Raw genomic sequence first — 19,093 nt, forward strand, 5'->3', positions numbered from 1 at the left:
CAGGTCGTGACCGATATCGGGGAACTGAGCGGATCGAGTCGTTCAGACGAACTGGACGAAGTGCTCGACGAACACATGATCGGCGAACTCGCCGGTCTGCGCTCCTTTCAGCGAGGGGTCGGATACCTGAACGACCGTCGGGTGGAATCGGCGGCAGCGAGCGACAAAGGGGTGCGCGCGACGGTGCGCGGAACAATGCCGTACGACGTCGAGTTGTGGCTCGACGCCGACACGCTGCACTGGTCGTGCTCGTGCCCTGCGGCCGAAGACGGCTCGTTCTGCAAGCATTGCGTCGCCGTGGCGTTGTCGCTGCTGCGCACCGGCGAGCGTCCCGAAGGCGCGAGCGAGCCAACGCGGCCGTCGCAGCGCAGCCGAAGCGCCGACCCTGATGTCCCCCTGCTCGAGGGGTTCGTGCACCGGCTCGACGTCGAACGGCTGGCAGAGATCGTTCTGCAGCAGGCTGCCGACGATTGGCGCTTACGCGAACGCCTGCTGCTCGAAGCAAGGTCCGAGCAAGGCATAGGGCCGGATTTGGATGAATGGCGTCAGCGGATCAGGGGCGTTTTCGATGCCGGGCGTCATGTGAGCTATCACGAAGTTCACGAATGGGCAGAAATTGTCGACGAAATGATCGACGCGATGGTGGATCTCTGCGATGCAGGCCATGGCCCCGCAGTAGCGCAGCTCGCTGAATATGCGCACAGGCAGGCGGACACGGCGATGGGCCTTGTGGACGACTCTGACGGGTGGCTGACGGCCATATCCGACCGACTGGCGGATCTGCATCTTCAGGCGTGCGAACAGAGCACATCAGACCCGGTCAAGCTGGCGAAGCGCCTCGCGAAGCTCGAGACGACGTCAGAACTGGACGGATTCTACCGGTCGGCAGTGACATATGCGGACGTGCTCGGCCCCTCAGGGCTGACCGCGTTCCGCCGTGCAATCGAGCCCCAATGGCGGCAGATCGACCCCAAAGACGACGGCTGGTCGTCGGACGTTTCCCGCCTGCGTGAAGCGATGATCGGTTGGGCGCTTGCCATGGACGACCCCGACGCACTCGTCGAGGCGCACCGGCGCGAGCGAATTCGCCCCACCGACATGGTCGAGATCGCCGCTGCGTTCGAACGGGCCGGCCGTGACGACGAAGCTGTCGAGTGGGCCCGCCGGGGTCTGTCAGGCACGGGGCACGGCTCAAGGCATGCCGGCAATACCCGCTATTTTCTGGCTCGCAAGCTGCGCGAGCGGGGAGAGACCGAAGCCGCCGTCGATCTGTACTGGAAGACGTTTGAGGCGAGTCCGTCGCTGAGCAACTACCGCCGCCTGAAGCAGGAGGACACCGGTGTCGACTGGCTGAGCCGAATCCGCAAGCATCTGCTCAGTCGGCTCGATCCGAGCGCTGATAACACGTTGCTGGCTTACGGGGCGCCGGCTGATGGTTCGGTGCCCGAAGACGTCATGTCTGACGACGCTTCCGCCGCGCCCGCAGCAGCAGTCATCTTGACGGAGATCCTGCTCTTCGAAGGTCACGCTCAGCAAGCATGGGACATGGCTGTGCAGCTGGGCACGAGCAGCCAGATGTGGATGGCGCTCGCGAGGGAGCGAGAGCAACGCTCACCTCGTGACTCGATCACGGTCTATGCCTCGGCGGCGCTGGCGATCATCGACCGCAAGAGGGCCAACCAATACAAGTCCGCCGTCGATCTGATGTCTCGAATTCAGCGTCTGGCAGCCGATGCGGGCGAGCCGGAATTGTTCGATTCGCTGCTGCAACGCATCCGGACTGAGCACCGGGCGAAGCGCCGGCTCAAGGAGCTGCTCGACCGCGCCGGTTGGTGATCCCGCCGGGCGATCTGCGGCACCCGGGCGCTTCGATGGCCGTCACTGCTCGACGAATGGGTTGATGATCCGCAAGCCGTCGTAGTCCTGCTGTGCGCTCATGTCCTCGGAGTACACGGCATCGCAGCCCAATGCCTGCGCAGCAGCAAGAATCTCGCCATCCCAGTAGGACAATCCGAAGCGTTGGCTGAGCGACACGCCTGCACGAAAGACCTCAACCGTGATCGGCTGGACCGGGAAGTCGTCGAAGACGCTGAGAAAACGCAGCGCCAGTTCGGCACTGAGGGCATGGGGACGGCTGCGTCGCGTCGCCTGAACGAAGAACTCGGCCAGCACCTGCACCGAGAGCGCCAAGTTGGGCTGCTTGAGCAGCGCCACGGCGAGTCCGTGCTTGGCGGCATCGTCGGGCGCGGGACTTGCCGCATAGAGCAGGACGTTCGTGTCAACGAGACGCACTGCGCTCGTACAGTTCTTCGTGCGACAGATTGTCAGCCGTCCGGAAGCCGCCGGCTGACGCAGCTATGACGCTCAGCACGTCGTCAAGGTGCCTGCTCCGCCGCTGCTGTGCCGTCTCAGGCGGGTTCTCGTCGTCATCGAGCACGCCGCCATCGCCACTTGCGAGACGCCTGAGGTAGCCGCGAACCAGCGCAGACACCGAGGTGTCCAGCTCAGCAGCGCGAATGCGCGCCAACCGGTGCGTGTCGTCGTCAATTGCCACCGTGATGTTTCGCATGTCCATCACCCTCCTGTGCATCACAGTAACTGTGAATCATGTTGTCTGTGAACCAGAGATGTCAGCCTGTCTCGCCGCCCCTGCGCCTGCGTACAAGCGAGTCCGAAGGCGCTGTGCGGAGGCGCGACGGCACGGCGGTTCCTGCAGGAAGCCTCGGTCGGGATGGTCGGCGTCAACGTGGCCATCCCGGTGCCGATGGCATACCACTCGTTCGGCGGCTGGAGGGATTCGCTGTTCGGCGACCACCACATGCACGGCCCCGAAGGCATCCGCTTCTACACGCGGCTCAACGCAGTCACCGAGCACTGGCCCGGCCCAGCCGATCGCGGCGTCGACCTGGGGTTTCCGACAGCCCGCTGAGTCTTCACCGACTCAGTCCGGGAGTCAAACACGCCCGCGACGGCCACCTGGTCGGGAAGGCGGGAGTCTTCCTGAGCTACGGGTCGGTAGTGGTGCTGAGAGCCGCGCTGCGCTCCCGAATCCGTTGAATCGCATCCTCTTGCGCCATCGGTCGACAAATCGTAGAACTGATAGCCAGCATCTGAGTATGTTGTGAATGCATGACGCTATTCCTGCCCGAGCCGGCCCCGACTGGCTGTGAGCCAAAGCACAGCAAGCAGAGGCCCACGACTCCGGTGCGTCTTCCTCGTGAGGCCAGGCACCGCGAGACGCGACAGATGATACGACCGTTACTTGGGCTTGGAAGGCAACATTGATCCGCTACATGGGGACCAAGCGTTTTCTCGCGCCGTTAGTCGTCGACCTCATCGAAGAGCTACCAGAGCCGGGACGGGTCGGTGATCTGTTCTGTGGTACGGGCGCCGTGACCGGTGCCCTGCAGGACACTGCGTCAGTGCTCATGAACGATGTCAGCACATTTCTTGGCCACTTCTTGCGGGCGCGCTACGCGTCCACTCAGAAGGCGGTTGCGGCCGACTTGATCGAGGACCTCAAACCCGAGTTTGACACTCACTTGCAGAATCTCACTAGTGCTGTGTCCGCAAACGTTTGCGCGCTTTGGTCATGCGGCTGCTTCGGTGGGTCTGCCCCAGCGGTGTTGTTTTTCGGCGCGGGTTCTGGCTCGTTCGCGTCGTTGGGCTGCGAGCAGTTCGGGTGAGCGTTTGTTGGCGTTGCGCCAGCGCAGGCAGGCGTGCAGCGCGCGGGTGAGCACGGTGTGGTCGGGGTGGTCGGAGTTGTTGAGCACGAACTCGCGCAGCGGCCCGAAGTGCGCTTCGATGGGGTTCGCCCATGAGCTGTAGGTCGGTGTGAAGCACAGCTCGACGTTGTTGCGCTTGGCCCATCTGGCGATGTCGGTGCGGTTGTGGGCGGACAGGTCGTCCAGGATCACATAGACCCAGCCGCCGTCAGGGCGCCGGGCGCGGATGGTTCGGAGAGGATCTCGTGCAGCCGCTGCCGACCGACGCGCACCACCCGGGTCGGGTTGTCGGCCAGATACGCCACAAGCTTGCGGACGCTGCACCGCGTGAACGGCTGGCCCAGCTTGCGCGGGCGGGTGCGGGCCGTCTCCACGATGAACGCATCATCGTCAGTCGTGATCCGGCGGGGACGGCCACCCACCCACAAAGGGTCGGCAAGCTCTAGCGGTGGTTGCAAGTCAGTTGAGTGTAGATGTCGGCGGCTGATTGCCAGTGGTGGAGTCGACGTGGCATGTGGTTGAGGTTGTCCTCGATGACCGCAAGGCGCAGTTGTCCGATGTCGAGATTGGTGCCTTTTGGGAGCCATCGGCGCAGCAGCCCGTTGGTGTGCTCGTTGGTGGGCCGCTGCCACGGCGAGCGCGGCTCGTGCAGCAGCGCCGGGCACGCTCGGGGCGGGTGTTCACGAGCCGTGACAACGGCATGGTCGTGCTCAACGTTGAACTCGACCCGGTCACCGGCGCCCGGGTGGCCACGGTCATCGCGGCGACGGAGCGGCACCTGTTCCGCAACGAAGGCCCCGCAGCACGACGCACACCCGCCCAGCGCACCGCTGATGCGATAACCAAACTGATCCTCGAACCCGACACCGGCCGCTACCGGCTCCAGCCCCGACTCGGCCACTCAACGACACCAAAGGCCGAACCGGGTCGCGAGCACCGCCACGCTGAGCGCCCATTGGCGCACCAAACGCACAGCACTTTCCGCAACGATTCGATTTGTGCACAAAGTTCCCGCAATTGAGTGTCGCTGAGCGCCGGACCTGCCTTGGGGGCAGACCTCCGCATCAGCGGAACGCACCACGCTCGTACAGCTCATCGCGAGACAGGTTGTCGGCCGTCTGGAAGCCGCCAGCCGACGCTGCGATTTCGCTCAGCACGTCGTCCAGGCGCTTGGTACCCCGCCATTCCGGCCTCCACTCGTGAGGTCGCCTCGATTGGGAGCGCGAACTCATGTGGCGTGCGCCGGGTTGAACCACGACAGGCCGTCGAAGCGAGCGAAACCGGCGTCGGCGGTGGCGACGCGGGCACCGTTGCTGATGGCCAACGCGGCGATCCAAGCATCAGGCACAAGGTTGCCGGCGATGAATGAGTCGCGTTCAGCGAATTGCGAGAACTGGCGCCAGGTCGCCTCGGTCACCTGCAACTGCCGGGCAGCCGGCGCAGCGCGCAACGCATCCACGAATGAGAGGGCGGCTGTGGTGGGAGCAGGATTCGCGAATACCCGGCGATTCGTCACGACACGGAGAAACCCGGTGAGGACTACGTCGACGAGACCGAATGGTTCTGGACCCTCAAGCGCAGCGTCCAGCCAGCGACGGAACATCTCGTGCTCGTCGAGATCGCCACGGTAGGCATACACCAGCACATTGACGTCTGGGCAGATCATTTCCAGCCGTCGGCGTCAAGGGCGCTGCCGAGTGCCTCTTTGTCTGCGGGATCGACGAGAACCTGATCACTTGCGCTGCCCCATATCGGCAGCGGCGCCCGGCGAACCTCCGACACCTCGCTCAGTACGTGGTGAAGACCTTCAACGACCAGAGCCGTGAAGGTGCACCCACGCTCTGCGGCGCGGCGCTTCGCCATGTCTGCAAGCCCATCGGGCAAGTTGATCGTCGTTTTCACATACACAACCATATCGCGAGATATGCAGATATGGCTCCATACACCTACGACGAGCTGCTCCATGAGCACCTCAAGCTCGACACCGCCCTAAGGAGTCCTACGCCGTTGGCAGCTAAACCATGAGGAGACAAACCCAGCGGTAATGACTCTGGTGCAAGGGGTCAGGACTCAAGCCAATTTGGCCTGGTCGTAGAGGCGGTCGGCCAGCGAGGTGATTTCGTCTGCCATGACGAGCTTGGCCCGCCACGTCGCCGGGATCGCCTCCGCTCCGTAGTGGGCACCGGCTACCTGGCCGTAGATGGCACCGGTCGTGTCGGCATCGTCACCGAGGTTCACGGCACGCAAGGCGCCCTCGCGGAAGCCATCGGAGCGGTGGAAGGCCCACAACGCCGCTTCAAGAGCGTCGACGACGTAGCCCGTTCCCTTGATGTGCGGTGGGTCACGGTCCTTGAACGATCCACCGGCAACGAGCGCAATCTTCTCGGCTAGGGGGTCGTGCTCCCAGAGTCTTTCGACGGGGCAATAGCCCGGGGACAGCAGCGTTTGCTTGTTGACGCCCTGCAAAGCTCCGACCAGCAGGCCAGTGAAGTAGCGGCAGGCATCGACCGCTTCGGGCGCCTGATGTGTGACCCGTGAACTGTCGGCGGCCATGGCGATGGCCTCCGAAGCGTGGCCCGCGTAGTACATGGGCACCGGTGCGAGCCGCATTAGCGAACCGTTCCCGGCACTCATGGGGTCGGTGGATCCTGCGTACGGGTCGCCGTGCTGGACAAACCGCGACAGCGCTCCGCTGACGGTGATCCCGATGTCGAAGCAATCCCCCGTACTGGACAGGTAGCCCTCGCGCCACCAGCGCACGTAACGCTGCATCTGATCGGTCGGGTCGAACCCGCCGCACTCGACCAGGCTGGTGGCCAAGCACAACGCCATCGAGGTGTCGTCGGTCCACTGGCCTGGCATCAGGCGGAACGGACCGCCGCCGACCATGTCATCGATCGGGTCGAACGAGCCGGGATTCTTGAACTCCGGCGTGGTGCCCAGCGCATCACCTGCGGCAAGTCCGAGCAGACATCCCCGGAATCGATCCCGGGGTGTGGAATCACTCACGCGGCCCGCCCGAGACTGGTTCGCTCCAGTTGCGGACGTACTCGCGTTGCTACGGCATTTCCGGCGAGCGAGGCGTGCGGTATGCCTTCTCCATGCCCGTCCACCACGTCGCGATTTGGTCGAGAGCCTGCTCGCCCGTCCGGCCATGGCGCACCAGCCAGCAGCCGACCACTGTGCCGGTTCTGCCAACGCCACCCCCAACAATGCACGTAGACCGTCTTGCCCGCACCTATGGCCTCGTCAATCACATCGAGAATCTCGGCAGTGTCTTGGGGGCTGGGCGGCACATCTAGATCAACGATGGAATGCCGGGAATGCTGGAATGGCGTGCCGAGTCGGCTGGCTTCTTCCGCAGCAATCGGGGCGTAGGGCGCCAATCCTTCATACGGCTCGGTCAGGTCGATGAAGTGGCTGATTCCGGCCTTCAACAGAATCCTCAACTTCTAGGCAGCTTCGTTCCGGCTTGGCGCCCCCGGATACTCGCCCGCTAGGAAGCGGCCATGATCGACCCAATAGGTGTTCGCCGGCAGTTGATGACAGCTACAAGCACCGCACATGTCCACCGTCATTGGTCGCCTCGCACCCGGCAAGCTCCGCCGCCGGCCAGTCGGAATCACTCGTCAGTCTGTGAATGCCTGTTTCGCCACTGGTCGGGAAGGCGGGATTTGAACCCACGACCCCCTGCTCCCAAAGCAGGTGCGCTACCAAGCTGCGCCACTTCCCGAGTCTGAAGAGTTGACGGAGTGCTGGCGGGCCAGCTCTCGCTTTCGAGCGTACCGGTGGCGGTCCGATCGGCCTGTGTCGTTTCTGGGGTGAGCGGTGCTGTGTCGGGTTGTGGTGCTACCCGGTCGCGTCACGCCGTCCGGCGCTTTGTATTGCGGTCGGGCCCTGATCTGCGTCGGGGCTCAGTCGTCAGCCGAGATGACTTGCGTGGGACAGCTCGCTGCCGCTGTTCGCACCGCGCCGTGCTGCTCGGCACTGGGGCTGTCGTCCAGCAGCTGCACGAGACCGTCGTTGCCCACCTCGAAGATGCCCGGGGCGATCATCTCGCATGACCCGCTGCCGATGCACTTCTCGACGTCGATGGTGATCTTCACTCTGCCTCCAAGTCGTCGGGCCCCCAGGTCGTCGAGCCCGCACGTTGCTCGGCGGCAACCGCTAGGTGCCCACGCATTGTGCTCCTGGAGATCCGGCAACACGCTACGCCACGCCGCTGTAACGCCCGACGTCACTCGGCGCTGCTGGAACGACGTACGCACCACTGCCGGTGCGCAACCGGGCACGTCCGACTCGTGGCCGTTACTCTCAGCGGCGGCCATGACCGGCCACGTTCGCCAATCACCAGGAGGACCACCGTGAAAATCGGCGTGATGATGTTTCCCACCGACAAGGCCATCGGGCCAGTCGAGTTGGCCAAGGCCACCGAGGAACGGGGCTTCGAGTCGCTGTGGTTCCCCGAGCACAGCCACATCCCCACCAGCCGCGAGACGCCGTGGGGCGGCCGCGAGGGAGCACCTCCGCTGCCCGAGGAGTACTGGCGCACGCACGACCAGTTCGTATCGCTGGGTGCCGCCGCGGCGGTGACCGAGAACATCATGCTCGGCACGGGGATCACGCTCGTTGCCCAGCGCGATCCGATCTGGCTGGCCAAGGAAGCCGCCACCGTCGACCGGATCTCGAATGGTCGGTTCATCTTGGGCATCGGCTATGGCTGGAACAAGGAAGAACTCGCCCACCACGGCGTGAAGTACACCGACCGGCGCGCCGTGACCCGCGAGACGATGCTGGCCGTGCGCGAGTTGTGGACCAAGGAGGAGGCCGAGTTCCACGGCGACTGGGTGAACATCGACTCGTCATGGCAATGGCCCAAGCCTGTGCAGGAAGGCGGCCCGAAGGTCATCCTGGGCGGCGCCGCAGGTCCGCGCACCATCGCCGACATCGTGGAGTTCTGCGACGGCTGGATGCCGATCTCAGGCCGCTACGACCTGGACGTTCCGGTCAAGCAGATCCGGGAGTCTGCGATCGAAGCGGGCCGCGATCCCGACGAGATCGAGATCGGGCAGTTCGGTACGCCCCCCAAGCCCGAAGTCCTCGACAGCTTGGCCGAACTGGGTTGCACCCGGGTGGTGCTGGCCCTGCCGCCGGCGCCTGCCGACACCGTGCTGCCGATCCTGGACAAGTACGCCGAGCTGCTGTAGCCGCTGGCATGGTCGCCGCTGGAAGCGCCAGCGGGGACAATGGCTCGATGACCGACAGCGCCCCAGGGGTGGAACTCTTAGACTTCACCGACGAGTTCGGGCGGCGCCTTGGCACCGCGCCGCGGGCAGAGGTTCATGAGCGCGGCGACTGGCACCGCGTCTTCCACTGCCTCATCGTGACGCTGCGCGACGGCGTGCCGACTGCGGTCCTGCAAGGACGATCACGCGCCAAGGCGGCCTTTCCGGGGCTGCTCGACATCAGCGCGGCAGGGCACCTGGCCGCCGGGGAAACTCCGCTCGATGGAGTGAGAGAACTGACCGAGGAGCTTGGCGTTGCTCCGGACCGCAGCGAGTTGGTGCCGCTCGGCATCCGCAGATTGGCGGACAACAGTGGTGAGGGCACGCTGAACTGCGAGCTGATCAGCGTGTACCTGCTGCGTGATGACCGCTCGCTGGCGGACTATGCGATCGCTCGCGACGAGGTCGATGCAGTGTTCGACGTGCCGATTGTGCCGTTCCTCACGCTGCTCGAAGACGGGCCGCCAATCACCGTCGAGGGCGTCGCAGCGGCGGGCCATGCCGACGCACACGAAATCATCGCCGAGGTGACGCTCAACGATCTCGTGCCCGGCACTGAGTACTGGGTGGTGCTGATGGTGATGGCCCAGCGATTCTTGGCTGGCCAGGGCCCGCTCGCGGTCTAGCCCCGTCGCTGGCTGACGCCGAGCGACCCCAGCCGCAGCCACGGCCGCTCGGCGCAGACCTCACACGGGCTCTGGGAGGTTGGTCTGCGGTCTTCAGCCTCACGCTTGTGCGAGAACGGCGACAACATCCGCGCCGTATGCAGCGAGCTTCGCCGGTCCGATGCCGGGTACCGCGAGCAGCTCCGCATCGGAGGTCGGGCACCGAACGGCCAGCTCGATCAGCACCGCATCTGAGAACACGCGGTAGGCGGGCACACCGTCGGCCTGGCTGCGCTCGCGTCGCCATGCACGCAGCGACTCGAACAATGCCGCGCCACGCGGATCGGTCGGCGGCACCGGTTTGACCCGCGCCGAAGCGGCCTGCGAACCGTTGCCGATAGAGGCACTAGCGGTGCCGCGCTCCGGCATGGCCCTGCTCGATCCCCCGAAACCGGGCAACGAACCGGGCATCGGGCTCGCCGACGACGACGGCAGCGGCGGTGCCATCTCGCGCATCTCTCGCAGGAAGGCCGACGGCGGATCATCGCTGACGAGCGTCACCGATTCCGAGCAACGCGTCAGAGCAACGTGAAAGACGCGTCGTTCTTCCTCGACATCGTGGGCGAGGCGGTGCGGCATCAAGCCCGCCGAGGCCTCGTACACGATGACATGGGGCCACTCGAGCCCCTTGACCTTGTGCACCGTCGCCAACCGAACGCCCCCGCGCCGTGCTGTCCCCCAGTCGCCGGTGCGCCCTCGCGCCGTGTAGTCGTCAACTCCGAAGCCTGTTGCATCGCCGGTGCCCGATCCAGAAAGCCGACTCTCCAGCCAACTGCTGAAGCCCGCTGGGTCGGGGTGCAGATGCGCTAGTGAGATGAGTGCGCGCAAGTCGTCGCCGTGCGCCGAGCGGTCCACTGATCGGCGGGACGCGTCAAGGCGCGTGTCGAGGCTCCCCCCAAGGCCAAGCTCGTCGCGGACGACCTCCAGGATCTGCTGTGTGCCCAGACGCCCATCGTCGACGCGCTGCAGCAACATCTCGACATCGTCGGCGAATTCGTCCACCTTGCGCGCGGAACGCTCATCGCTCAGCCGACCTGCCAAGGCCCGCACTTCCCGGACGCTGCGCTGCTCGCCGATCCACTCGATGACCCGCGGGGAGATGCCACGCGGCGGACGGCGCGCCGCATCCGACAGCGCTTGAGCTGGCAGCTCCCGCCTCGGCGCCACTGCGAGCGACAGCCAGGCCAACGCGGCCGACACCCCAGTGCGCTCCAGAAAGCCCCGCCCCAATGGCGCATCAGCGGCAACGCCCATGTCGGCGAGCAAGATCTGCGGCACCAACAACGTGCTGTTGACCCGTGTCAACACGGCGATGTCGGCTGGCCGGGCACCGCCATCAACCAGAGCCGTGATCGTGTCCCTGAGCTTCGTCGCCGCATCGACCCCGGCAGCGAACTGAAGAGCGTTCGCTGCGTCGGCGCTGACGTTCGTCGGTGCGGCCTTGATCTGTTTGTCGATGCGCTCCCGGTTGTGCGACAGCAAATGGACAGCGGCGTCGACGACTGCGGGTGGGCAGCGGTAGTTGACATGCAACGGGTGCCGTTGGGCACCAGGAAAATACGTCTCGTAGTCGATGAGCCAGCGAGGTGACGCCCCCGAATAGCCGTAGATGGTTTGGTCGTCATCGCCCACGCCGAACACGTCGGCGCGCGGACCAGCGAGCAGACGGACGAGCAGCAGGTGGGCCGGTGTGAGGTCCTGAAACTCGTCCACCAGCAGCACGCCGCACACTCGGCGTGCGGTGGCGCGTGCAGCGGGATCGGCCAGCAGGATCTCGATGGAACGGATGATCTGCTGGTCGAAATCGACGAGGCCGTCGGCAGCGAGACCGTCAACGTAGTGCGGCGCGATGGTGGCGAAGTCGGGCACATCGGGCTGGAATGCCCGCTCCGCATCGACAGGATCGTGAAGACCCAGCCGGGAAACGCTGAGCGCTTCCAGCCACGGTGCGAGCTGATCGGTCATGGCCCGCCGTTTCCGCTTGACAAGGCCGTCGAGTCGCGCCCGGACGCCCATCTCATCGACAACGTCGACCCGGCCATGGCGCGCAGGCCGCGCAAACGGCCTGGAGCCGTTGCAGATCGCCAGCGCGAGGCTGTTCAGCGTGCGGACTTCGAGGCCGTCGAGATCCGATGTTCGCTGCTGCATCTCTGCACGTGCGCGGACGTTGAACGCCACCAAGCACACCGCGCCCGGCGTCACTCCGAGGTCTCGGACGAGATAGCGCGCTCGTTCGGTGAGCACCCGGGTCTTGCCCGAGCCTGCGGGGGCGACGATGCACGCCGGACCGCCGAGATGGCCGACGGCGGCGCGCTGGTCGTGGGCCAGATCCGCCTCAGGCGTGCAGGGCCGAAGCACTGCCAGGCTCCCCGCGGCGAGGTTTGCGGCGGGAACAACGCCATGGGTGAGATCGAACGCGTCCAGTGGTCCCCCGTCGCACCACGCCGGCCCGCCGTCCGTCACGACGTCGCCCTCGTCGGAACCTGCGCAGATCCGTGCTCCGAGCGACACGGCTGCCTCGACGGGGGCAAACCGGGCGCGGCGCGGATCCCGAGCATCCACGATGTTGGCGGACAGCAGGTGCGCGAGAACTTCGGCTCGCGTCGTCATGCCGACGCTGAGCTCCCACCAGCGGGCCTCCCATACGGTCGCGGGGTTGGGCACCTCACCGTCGAGTTCCACCACCAGAGGTGTCCGTGTCAGCCAGGCATCGCGCAGGGCACGCCCGACCTCCATAGTGAACGCGTCAGGCTGCACGCGCAGTCGTTCACAATCCTGCCACGGAGCCGGCGCGGGTTGGCCTGGCCGAACCATCACGCTACGTCCCAACAGCGGCGGACCTGCGAAGTCGGCTGCGTTTGCGCTCATCGAATCGGCGGAACCGTCAGGAACTCGACCGGTTTCGCCTGCGAACTGGTCAGCGGCCGATGCCGATGAGCTGCATCGCCTCCGCGCGAGTGGCTGTCATGCGGAACTGGCCGCGAACCGCCGAGGTAATCGTCAGCGATCCGGGCTTTTGGACGCCGCGCATCGACATGCACTGATGCTCGGCCTCGACGACCACGAGCGCTCCACGGGGCTCGAGCACTTCCACGATCTTGTCGGCGACCTGGGTGGTGAGCCGCTCTTGCACCTGGGGTCTGCGGGCGTAGGCCTCGACGAGTCGAGCCAGCTTCGACAACCCCGTGATCGTGCCCCGTTCACCGGGAATGTAGGCAACGTGCGCGAGCCCGACAAACGGCAGCAAGTGGTGCTCGCACATCGAATAGAAGGGAATGTCGCGCACCATGACCATCTCGTCGTGGCCGGTCTCGAATTGAACCTGTAGGTGGTGTTCGGGGTCTTCCCGCAGGCCAGCGAAGACTTCGGCATACATGCGAGCGACCCGCTTGGGAGTCTTGACGAGCCCGTCGCGGTCAGGATCCTCGCCGATTGCCTCCAGGATCTCGCGCACGGCGTGCTCGATGCGTGCCATATCGACTGGTGCGTCCGTCACCTTGCCGGTCCCCTCAGGCGCGCCATTGCGGCCTGGGTCGGCTGTCGAATTTTCCGGGGCTGCCACGACTGCATCGCGAGCGCCATCGGTGTCTGCGGAATGAGCCACGGACGGAACCTACCTTCGGTTGAGCGCGACACCCATCTGAGTTCTCGTCGCGCTCCTGGTGTCGGGCCGCCGCGCTGCTGCGCGAGCGTCGCTGCGCCCCCGGCAGGACTCGAACCTGCAACCGGCGGGATAGAAGCCCGCTGCGCTGTCCAGTTGCGCCACGGGGGCCACGAGACCCCATGCTGCCACTGATATTGAGCTGCCCCACCGTCTTCGCGCAGCTTCGACGACCGGGAGTGCTACTGAGACGGCCAGCGAAGGATTCCGGTCTCGATTCTGCCGTCCGCTGAGTCGTAGTCGAGATCTCCGGGGAAGGCGATCCGATTCGGTCCCTCGTTGTCGAAGCGGATGCGGACATGCTCGTCATCAGCGGGTGTCCCCCGAGCCGCAGCTGCGACGGCATCTGCGATCGTGCTGAAACGGGCGAGACGGTGGAGCATGCCGATAGTGGGGGTCATCATGACCATGTCGCCGGATTCATTGCGTCGGATCGCATCTGCTGGTCGGACCCACTGGTGGTCGACGGCTTCGTCGTTGTCGGCCAGCGGCACCTGCCCATCGGGCATCGCCGTCAGGAAGAACCGGGTGTCATAGCGACGCGGCGGGCCCATCGGCGTCACCCAGCGCCCGATGAAATGGACATCGTTGCCGTCGAGAAGCAAGTCTTCGCTGCGCACTGTCTCGATGAAGTCACGGGTGCCGGCATTCACCTGGTCGCGATAGCCGGAGAATCGTGCCGTCACATCGGGTGGCGACAGGTCGATGATGCCCGACGGAAGATCCCTCAGATCCTCCACACCAGCGGGATCATCGTGGTGAGCCAGCAAGATGCCGGCTTCTTCGAAGGTCTCTCGCAGAGCTGCAACCCAGAACGCGATGCCGCCGCGGTCGATGCCGATCTGGTACGACGCCTCGGCGCCAGTGAGCCCTGACACGGTGGCATCGGCGAGCGCCGTTGCGTCGTGCGGGTCGACGGCGCCGCCGGGGTACACCCACATATCGCCCACGAAGATCGACCGAGCGTTGCGCTTCAGCATGAGCACGTGGGGATCGTCGTCGCCTGCGAGGATCATCACCGTCGCCGCGTCACGCACGGCGATTGCTTCAGGGTCATAGTCGCCGCCGGTCCCAGGCGACGCGGACCCCGTCGAAGCTCGACGCTCGGATTGCTCGCTCACTGGCGTCCCACTATCTTGCGACCCAGAAGCTGGAGATCCCGTCGATGGCGCAGGGCTCGACTCGGCGACCGACTCAGAAGTCGATCCCCGCGCACACGAGGCACTCCTCGCCATCGTGGCTGGCCCGAGCCGCTGCCGCGTCCTCGTCGGTCTGGTATTGCGGCGTCGGATGCCGCGCGACCCGATCGTCGTCGTACGCGAGGCTCTCGGCACTCGCCTTGTCGTCGGTCGGCACGGCGGAGGCGGGCAGCCCGTCCGCGGTCTTTGCGAAGCTGCCACCCGCCGGAGCGAACACTTTGTCCTTCCAGCGGTCCGAATCCGACCAGCGGTGGCGCAGATGCGCCATCGAGCCAGGTACCCGGAGGTTCTCGAACGCCGCAAAGGTCTCTCGCAGGATCGCGAGATTCAGCTTCGTATCGCGCGCCCGGCCGGACGTGTGCCCAAGCGGGTAGTCGAGAAACACCGCCCGTGGCGGCCAAGCAGCGCGGGTGATGTCCCGGACGCTCGACATCGACAGTGTCGGGATTCCCTCGGCCTCAATGGCTCGTGCGATCAGACCCACGGTCTGATGGCAGACCGGTCAGACCGGCACCAGCAGCACCGCGTCGAGCTCGTCCGCCTGGCAGCGCTTCACCAACTCGGGGATGAGCTCTTCGCGCACCCGTCGAGTGCTGTAGATGCCGCCCATGAGCGTGTAGGCGTTCGGTCCGAGCTCTCCGATCTCACCGGCGTCGCGCATCGAGCGGAGCGCATCGATCGGGAAGACGCAGTTGATGTCCGTGCGGGCATCGGTCACGTCGTAAGCGAAGTGTGTGGCGCGCAGCGCAGCGACGTCGACATCGGTAGGAATCGCTCGATAGGTCGCGTCGTCGCGGTAGTGGAACGCCGTCTGTCCGACCGAGTAGATGCCGCCCGTGGCGATCATTCCGATCCGGCATTCCGAGATCGGCCGTTCCAGCGGTGCCCACGCGGGCGGCTCTTCGCTGTGGAGCCATCGGTACTCGCCGTATCCCAGCCCTGCGTATTGGGCAGTGATACGCCCGATGTACTCGATCGGCGGTTGTCTTGGCCCGACGGTCTGTGTCATCACGACTCCACGGTACGCGCTCGGCACTGAGCTTGGCACGAGAACACCCTGAAACCGGTAGCAACCCTGTGTCGCCCGTGGCATCCTTGACCACTCTTGCGGGTCGTAGCTCAGTCGGTTAGAGCGCCAGTTTGTGGCACTGGAGGCCGGGGGTTCGATTCCCCTCGATCCGCCCGCAGGCATCCGCCCGCACGACATGCGCCTCTAGCTCAATTTGGCAGAGCAACGGACTCTTAATCCGCAGGTTCTGGGTTCAAGTCCCAGGGGGCGTACAAATCGGCAAGGCGGGCGATCAAGAGCCCTTGCGGATGCTGACCGTGTGTATGCGTCCCGTATCCGCGGTGACGGACACGGTGTACCCGCGAACAGTGACGGAGTCGCCGTTTTCCAGCAGCGGGAACTCGTCGACGGTGCCATTGCCGCTGTCCCCCGCGACCTTGATCGGCAAGTCGCCTGCTCCCAATGAGGCGTCGACGGTGTAGACGAGCACGCCTTCGGCGGGAAGGCCCGCTGGGGTGATGCGCGTGCCGGCAGGGTCCGTGTAGGGCTGGACGGCGTCGAACCCGAGCCGGCGACGGCTCTCCACCACCAGCACCTGATTGGACGTCAAGGGAACGACGGCCATGACCGTGCCGCCGCGGGGAGCAGCGACGGGGTCAAGCTCGACTGTGGCGGACGGCTCAGTGACGCAGAGCACCTCCTCGTCGTCGAGCCAACCCAGCTGCCATCGGCTCCACGCCAACATCTCTTCAAAGATCAGCGGCGATCCATACAACCGAGATGTCGTGCCGTCAGCATTTCGATGTGCTTCTTCGAGCTGGGGATCAGTTGCCGAGGCTTCGAAGTACGAAACGAGGTTCATGCGACCGAAGACGGTGCGCACCCAGACCCTGTCGCTCGCAATGTCCGAGCGTTGATGCTCGTTGTCGTAGGGGTAGAGATCGGTCAGGCCGAGCGTGTGACCGATCTCATGAGCCCCGGTCGATCCCCAGGGGCGCGGCCCCGTCTCGAGGCCCGCTCGAAAGATGTTGGCCACTGCCAGCTGCATCTCGGTGCTGTCGGCCGTATGGCTGCTGCGCGCCAGACCGCCGCCGAAATGGCTGCTCGGGAACACGATGAGAACGACGTCGGATCCGGCAAAGTCAAATCCCGGATCTGCCGCGGCGACGATCTCGCCGAAGAGGTCTCGCGTCTCGACGTCACGCGCTTCGCCGTGCTCATCCGGGGGCACTTCGGTGATGTAGTCGCCACGTGGATGGGCCAATCGCAGCCAGCCATGTCGCACCGTTGTCGTGATGTCAAGCTGGCCGTAGCTGACCACTTCGAGATAGCGCGTCATGAACGGCAAACCCCCTTCGGCCTCCTCCTCGGTGCTGTGGTTCGCCCCGAAATCGGGGAAGTCGGCGAAGAGAACGGCAATGCGCAACGATCCGACTGCCGGTGGCGCCCACGCAGGCAGCGGGAAACCTGCAGTCGTGAGCGACGTCGGGCCCGGAGGCATGCATGTCTGAGAGACGCCGACCGGCGCGCCGCTCACACCGGTGACGCGGATCTCCATGTCAACGAGTCGATTTCCCTCGTGGTTGAACGTTCCATACGCAATGCGCTCGCCGTCTGGTGACCAGGCGGGTTCCACCTCCGGTCCCGGCGCGTTGGTCAGCTGGAAGGAGCGAATCCCGTCTACCTCAATGATGCGAATGTCGGACTCACGGTTATCGCCGCTCACATACGCAATCTGGGTGCCATCGGGCGACCATGCCAAGCCTGCGTTGTGCGCGCCGCCCGTCAGGATGCGCGCGTTGGTTCCGTCGATGTCCACGACGCCAAGTTGGTCGGACTTCACGTAGGCGATGCGCGTACCCTCAGGCGACCACCGGGGCGAGTAGAAGCGGCCGCTCGCGAGAGCTGTCCGGTTCCGGCCCGTGCATGCATCCATGGTCACGATCGATCTTGGTCCGCTGAGAATCCCGCCTGACTCCAAGACCTCACGTCCGGTCTATCGACTGAAGACGATCTGGCTTCCGTCGGGCGACCACGACGGTGATTCGTCGAACACTTCGCCATTGGTCAACTGGGTATTGCCGCTCCCATCGACATTCACCACGAAAATGAACGAGGTCCATGGTTCGGTGAAGAAGTTCGGGCGCGAGTACGCAATCTTTTTCCCGTCGGGAGACCATGCCGGTTCATCGATGAAGGCGCCTCCGCCTAGCGCTGCGAGCACTCGGCGCTTCCCACTGCCGTCAGGGCGCGCCGCCCACAGCGCGCCCTGTTCTTGGAACGCGATGTATGTGCAGTCCGGTGACCAACTCGGCGCACCGGTGCTCGATGTAGGCCCGGCGATCCGCACGTCTTGGCCGCTGCTGGAGCCACCGCACGTGCCGGCTGGCAACACGGTCGGCTCTCGGGTTGGCTCGTCGGTCGGCTCGGCCTCTCCGGTCGTCTCGCCAGCGAGATACGACTCGATCGCCGCTTGGGAGACGGCTGCATCACCGCCGAATACCGTCAGGCGCAGTTCGGTGACACCGTCAGCTTGACGAGCCGTGTCCAGAAACGTTGCTGTCTCGGACGGAATGGCTCCTGGATCGCTCAGCACCAGCGACGCGCAACGTCGGGCCAGCAGCGGCGCCGCACTGAACGAGTCGAACGGCACCCGCGCGCGGGCTACGCCAACCTCAGCACCGCTGAAGCAGGTGCTGGCGGAGTGGTCACGCATGAAACTCGCCGTCATGGTGGCTGTGTCGTATCGAGTGGCTCCTGCCATGCGGCTGACGGCGATACCCAGTCCACTGATGGAGTTCTCCACGGCCGGTGACAGCGCAGCAGTCCCGCCCATCAGCACGACATGGCGGATGCCCGACTCTTCCAAGTACGCCTCAACGCCTTCATCGAGACGTGCATGCGGGCTCAACAGCACCGGGTGCTTGCCGTGAGCAGCCAGCGGCCCCGCTACGAGCGCATCGGCGAAGACTTCTCCGCTCGCCACGATCGCTGTCGTTCCGAAGTCGCCGAGCGTGCCGGGGCTACCAGTGCGACGCGCCACAGCGACCCCCGTTTCGTACTGGTCTGCACCGCCGACCCACTCGACTTCGAGTCCAGCCGATTCGAGCGCCGATGCGACGGACGGTGAGATTGAGCGCGACTCGGCGTCCTCCCCTGCGCTCACGATCAGCGCATTCGATGCCCCGACTCTGCGCAGGAACTCCTGCGCATCGGCTCGAAGCTCGGTGGGCGGCGTCATGAGCACGGGTGCATCAAGCCGTCCAGCAACCGAGGCTGCGACGACGGCCTCGTGCCAACTGAGTCCCGAGACCAGCACAACCGAGTCGAGACTGCCTCCTGCATCGGCGGCGACGGCCTCGGCGACCAGCAGCGATGTGGCGTACCTGTCGGTTCCCCCGTAGCGGGTGAGCGTGACTTCTGCGAGATCGGCGTCCACCGCGGCAGCTGCGACTGGCGCGAGCGCTGCGGCGCTGACACTCAACGCAAGCAGCACGGCGGCACCAGCCGCGAGACGTCTCATGGTTCGCATGAGGGTTTGCTTATCGC

The 19,093-nt window shown here is 65.3% G+C and carries 19 protein-coding genes, 4 tRNA genes and 2 pseudogenes; 8 read left to right on the forward strand and 17 right to left on the reverse strand.

Annotation, left to right across the window (positions count from 1 at the left end):
• Positions 1-6: 6 nt before the first annotated feature.
• Positions 7-1,836 carry an SWIM zinc finger family protein gene (locus ACQY5K_RS05845; protein WP_428120930.1) on the forward strand — a complete coding sequence of 610 codons (1,830 nt, stop codon included), beginning with the start codon at positions 7-9 and terminating at the stop codon, positions 1,834-1,836.
• A gap of 42 nt (positions 1,837-1,878) precedes the next feature.
• Here the strand turns inward: ACQY5K_RS05845 and ACQY5K_RS05850 are convergent, their stop codons facing one another.
• Both ACQY5K_RS05850 and ACQY5K_RS05855 read right to left on the reverse strand, forming a co-directional pair.
• On the reverse strand, positions 1,879-2,292 hold the full coding sequence (locus ACQY5K_RS05850) for a PIN domain-containing protein (RefSeq protein WP_428120933.1): 414 nt from the start codon (positions 2,290-2,292) through the stop codon (positions 1,879-1,881).
• Positions 2,279-2,569 (reverse strand): hypothetical protein, encoded by a 291-nt coding sequence (locus ACQY5K_RS05855; protein WP_428120935.1) that lies wholly within the window; start codon positions 2,567-2,569, stop codon positions 2,279-2,281. The genes ACQY5K_RS05850 and ACQY5K_RS05855 overlap by 14 nt, the downstream gene beginning before the upstream one ends.
• Before the next feature lie 120 nt (positions 2,570-2,689).
• Between ACQY5K_RS05855 and ACQY5K_RS05860 the strand changes: the two are divergent.
• Positions 2,690-2,929 (forward strand): annotated as a pseudogene (locus tag ACQY5K_RS05860) (aldehyde dehydrogenase family protein); the annotation flags it as partial.
• 364 nt (positions 2,930-3,293) lie between these two features.
• Positions 3,294-3,686, forward strand: coding sequence for a DNA adenine methylase (locus ACQY5K_RS05865; RefSeq protein WP_428120937.1), 393 nt, complete (start codon positions 3,294-3,296; stop codon positions 3,684-3,686).
• Here the strand turns inward: ACQY5K_RS05865 and ACQY5K_RS05870 are convergent.
• Positions 3,591-4,171: pseudogene (locus ACQY5K_RS05870) on the reverse strand (transposase); the annotation flags it as partial. The gene ACQY5K_RS05865 and the pseudogene ACQY5K_RS05870 sit on opposite strands and share 96 nt — an antisense overlap.
• A gap of 68 nt (positions 4,172-4,239) precedes the next feature.
• Here ACQY5K_RS05870 and ACQY5K_RS05875 point away from each other — a divergent pair.
• The gene (locus ACQY5K_RS05875) at positions 4,240-4,746 is read left to right on the forward strand and encodes a hypothetical protein (protein ID WP_428122868.1); all 507 of its coding nucleotides are present in this window, start codon (positions 4,240-4,242) and stop codon (positions 4,744-4,746) included.
• 207 nt (positions 4,747-4,953) lie between these two features.
• On the opposite strand, the gene ACQY5K_RS05880 is transcribed toward ACQY5K_RS05875, so the two are convergent.
• The 6 genes from ACQY5K_RS05880 to ACQY5K_RS05905 all read right to left on the reverse strand — a co-directional run bounded on the left by ACQY5K_RS05880 (position 4,954) and on the right by ACQY5K_RS05905 (position 8,053).
• The gene (locus ACQY5K_RS05880; RefSeq protein WP_428120939.1) at positions 4,954-5,391 is read right to left on the reverse strand and encodes a TA system VapC family ribonuclease toxin; all 438 of its coding nucleotides are present in this window, start codon (positions 5,389-5,391) and stop codon (positions 4,954-4,956) included.
• Positions 5,388-5,627 carry a hypothetical protein gene (locus ACQY5K_RS05885; protein ID WP_420627031.1) on the reverse strand — a complete coding sequence of 80 codons (240 nt, stop codon included), beginning with the start codon at positions 5,625-5,627 and terminating at the stop codon, positions 5,388-5,390. The genes ACQY5K_RS05880 and ACQY5K_RS05885 overlap by 4 nt, the downstream gene beginning before the upstream one ends.
• 168 nt (positions 5,628-5,795) lie before the next feature.
• Complete coding sequence (locus tag ACQY5K_RS05890) at positions 5,796-6,734, reverse strand: ADP-ribosylglycohydrolase family protein (RefSeq protein WP_428120941.1); 939 nt, start codon at positions 6,732-6,734, stop codon at positions 5,796-5,798.
• The gene (locus ACQY5K_RS05895; protein WP_428120943.1) at positions 6,731-7,162 is read right to left on the reverse strand and encodes a hypothetical protein; all 432 of its coding nucleotides are present in this window, start codon (positions 7,160-7,162) and stop codon (positions 6,731-6,733) included. Before ACQY5K_RS05895 ends, ACQY5K_RS05890 begins: the two co-directional genes overlap by 4 nt.
• A 219-nt stretch (positions 7,163-7,381) precedes the next feature.
• Positions 7,382-7,458: transfer RNA gene (locus ACQY5K_RS05900), tRNA-Pro, on the reverse strand.
• Positions 7,459-7,639: 181 nt separating this feature from the next.
• A complete protein-coding gene (locus ACQY5K_RS05905) occupies positions 7,640-8,053 on the reverse strand; it encodes a ferredoxin (protein ID WP_428120946.1) in 414 nt (137 codons plus the stop codon).
• Between the two features lie 36 nt (positions 8,054-8,089).
• Here ACQY5K_RS05905 and ACQY5K_RS05910 point away from each other — a divergent pair, with 36 nt between their 5' ends.
• Together ACQY5K_RS05910 and ACQY5K_RS05915 are read left to right on the forward strand one after the other, a co-directional pair.
• A complete protein-coding gene (locus tag ACQY5K_RS05910) occupies positions 8,090-8,932 on the forward strand; it encodes an LLM class F420-dependent oxidoreductase (RefSeq protein WP_428120948.1) in 843 nt (280 codons plus the stop codon).
• 47 nt (positions 8,933-8,979) lie between these two features.
• Positions 8,980-9,636: an NUDIX hydrolase gene (locus ACQY5K_RS05915; RefSeq protein WP_428120950.1), complete on the forward strand. Its 657-nt coding sequence runs from the start codon at positions 8,980-8,982 to the stop codon at positions 9,634-9,636.
• A 99-nt stretch (positions 9,637-9,735) separates the two neighbouring features.
• Here the strand turns inward: ACQY5K_RS05915 and ACQY5K_RS05920 are convergent, their stop codons facing one another.
• From ACQY5K_RS05920 to ACQY5K_RS05945, 6 genes are all read right to left on the reverse strand, one after another.
• Positions 9,736-12,411, reverse strand: coding sequence for an ATP-dependent DNA helicase UvrD2 (locus tag ACQY5K_RS05920; RefSeq protein WP_428120952.1), 2,676 nt, complete (start codon positions 12,409-12,411; stop codon positions 9,736-9,738).
• Between the two features lie 181 nt (positions 12,412-12,592).
• A complete protein-coding gene (gene folE, locus ACQY5K_RS05925) occupies positions 12,593-13,150 on the reverse strand; it encodes a GTP cyclohydrolase I FolE (RefSeq protein WP_428122570.1) in 558 nt (185 codons plus the stop codon).
• A 223-nt stretch (positions 13,151-13,373) separates the two neighbouring features.
• Positions 13,374-13,447 (reverse strand) — tRNA-Arg (locus tag ACQY5K_RS05930).
• Positions 13,448-13,518: 71 nt separating this feature from the next.
• Entirely contained in the window at positions 13,519-14,457 is a 939-nt protein-coding gene (locus ACQY5K_RS05935) for an NUDIX hydrolase (RefSeq protein ID WP_428120955.1), read from the reverse strand.
• A gap of 73 nt (positions 14,458-14,530) precedes the next feature.
• The gene (locus ACQY5K_RS05940) at positions 14,531-15,019 is read right to left on the reverse strand and encodes a hypothetical protein (RefSeq protein ID WP_428120958.1); all 489 of its coding nucleotides are present in this window, start codon (positions 15,017-15,019) and stop codon (positions 14,531-14,533) included.
• An 18-nt stretch (positions 15,020-15,037) separates the two neighbouring features.
• Complete coding sequence (locus tag ACQY5K_RS05945; protein WP_428122573.1) at positions 15,038-15,544, reverse strand: glycine/sarcosine/betaine reductase selenoprotein B family protein; 507 nt, start codon at positions 15,542-15,544, stop codon at positions 15,038-15,040.
• Positions 15,545-15,642: 98 nt separating this feature from the next.
• Here ACQY5K_RS05945 and ACQY5K_RS05950 point away from each other — a divergent pair.
• Positions 15,643-15,718, forward strand: a tRNA-His gene (locus ACQY5K_RS05950).
• A 24-nt stretch (positions 15,719-15,742) separates the two neighbouring features.
• Positions 15,743-15,816: transfer RNA gene (locus ACQY5K_RS05955), tRNA-Lys, on the forward strand.
• A 20-nt stretch (positions 15,817-15,836) separates the two neighbouring features.
• Here the strand turns inward: ACQY5K_RS05955 and ACQY5K_RS05960 are convergent.
• Positions 15,837-17,486, reverse strand: a complete 1,650-nt coding sequence (locus ACQY5K_RS05960) for a hypothetical protein (RefSeq protein WP_428120960.1) — start codon at positions 17,484-17,486, stop codon at positions 15,837-15,839.
• A gap of 54 nt (positions 17,487-17,540) precedes the next feature.
• Positions 17,541-19,067, reverse strand: coding sequence for a cell wall-binding repeat-containing protein (locus tag ACQY5K_RS05965; RefSeq protein WP_428120962.1), 1,527 nt, complete (start codon positions 19,065-19,067; stop codon positions 17,541-17,543).
• Between the last annotated feature and the right edge of the window lie 26 nt (positions 19,068-19,093).

The organism is Candidatus Poriferisodalis sp. (assembly GCF_965262965.1).
Lineage (GTDB): Bacteria > Actinomycetota > Acidimicrobiia > Acidimicrobiales > Poriferisodalaceae > Poriferisodalis.

What these genes read in the sequence shown, in the direction of transcription:
- ACQY5K_RS05855 (WP_428120935.1), bottom strand. Translation starts at nt 2,569, where the DNA reads ATGCGAAACATCACGGTGGCAATTGACGACGACACGCACCGGTTGGCG.
- ACQY5K_RS05865 (WP_428120937.1), top strand. Translation starts at nt 3,294, where the DNA reads ATGGGGACCAAGCGTTTTCTCGCGCCGTTAGTCGTCGACCTCATCGAA.
- ACQY5K_RS05880 (WP_428120939.1), bottom strand. Translation starts at nt 5,391, where the DNA reads ATGATCTGCCCAGACGTCAATGTGCTGGTGTATGCCTACCGTGGCGAT.
- ACQY5K_RS05905 (WP_428120946.1), bottom strand. Translation starts at nt 8,053, where the DNA reads ATGGCCGCCGCTGAGAGTAACGGCCACGAGTCGGACGTGCCCGGTTGC.
- ACQY5K_RS05915 (WP_428120950.1), top strand. Translation starts at nt 8,980, where the DNA reads ATGACCGACAGCGCCCCAGGGGTGGAACTCTTAGACTTCACCGACGAG.
- ACQY5K_RS05920 (WP_428120952.1), bottom strand. Translation starts at nt 12,411, where the DNA reads ATGGAGGTCGGGCGTGCCCTGCGCGATGCCTGGCTGACACGGACACCT.
- folE (WP_428122570.1), bottom strand. Translation starts at nt 13,150, where the DNA reads ATGGCACGCATCGAGCACGCCGTGCGCGAGATCCTGGAGGCAATCGGC.
- ACQY5K_RS05945 (WP_428122573.1), bottom strand. Translation starts at nt 15,544, where the DNA reads ATGACACAGACCGTCGGGCCAAGACAACCGCCGATCGAGTACATCGGG.
- ACQY5K_RS05965 (WP_428120962.1), bottom strand. Translation starts at nt 19,067, where the DNA reads ATGAGACGTCTCGCGGCTGGTGCCGCCGTGCTGCTTGCGTTGAGTGTC.